The organism is Oleiphilus sp. HI0125 (assembly GCF_001635355.1).
Genome location: NZ_LWGF01000320.1, coordinates 1 through 677, shown reverse-complemented (window position 1 = coordinate 677; position 677 = coordinate 1). Strand labels below are relative to the sequence as shown.

Genomic DNA, 677 nt, shown 5'->3' with positions numbered 1-677 from the left:
TGACTACTGAAATAAAGCGTTAATGTCAGTGCTAAGATTGACGTCGACCAAATACCAGCCTTGGTCAGGTTGGTAAAAATTCATTTCCCACACAAGTGCCGCTTGCCGAAACTTCAATAGATACCGTACTTTGTAAAGGTGTTCGCCAACACTTTTGGTATCTACTTTTGCGTAGCTTAAGGCTTTACCCGCACTTGATTCGATGCGCTGCATGTCTTGAATAATCCGAGCACTGCGTTGTGCGAACTGTTCAGGATTTACGCCAGCATAAGCAGAGATCAAATTAAGAGCTGATTCGCTATCGCCTTTTGCAACTTGCTCCATAAATAAGTCAGTTGCCTGTTCCAATTTTTTTAGATTGGCGAGTGGTTTTGATGAAGCTGGATTCGCCCAAAAAAGCGCAATGATGGAGAGTAAAATAATGAGGGTGCGAGCGTATTGATGCATTGTAAGTCCTGATTTATTCCTGTTCTTTTAATTGCTTTTGGATAAGGGTGCGTAGGCGTTGTAAGCCTTTGCCTTGGTTTACCATTTTCCAAGCCATGTAGAGCGTGCTTGGTTGTGGGCGCGCATTGTCGAGCGGCAACTCAACAAGTTTACCTGCCTTGAGTTCTTCTCTAATCAGGTATCGTGGTAAGAAACCAACGCCGATACCTGCTTTTTGAGCATTTAACTTG

Annotated in this window: 2 protein-coding genes; both read right to left on the bottom strand. The window is 43.6% G+C overall.

Features of this window, described 5'->3' with window-relative positions; all coding sequences use genetic code 11:
• Positions 1-3: 3 nt before the first annotated feature.
• Entirely contained in the window at positions 4-447 is a 444-nt protein-coding gene (locus tag A3762_RS04370; RefSeq protein ID WP_068476264.1) for a hypothetical protein, read from the bottom strand.
• Between the two features lie 13 nt (positions 448-460).
• Positions 461-677, bottom strand: a 217-nt coding sequence (locus A3762_RS04365; protein WP_231878728.1) for a LysR substrate-binding domain-containing protein, incomplete at its 5' end; no start/stop codon positions are given.

Coding starts and splice junctions, on each gene's coding strand:
- A3762_RS04370 (WP_068476264.1), bottom strand. CDS start 447: ATGCATCAATACGCTCGCACCCTCATTATTTTACTCTCCATCATTGCG.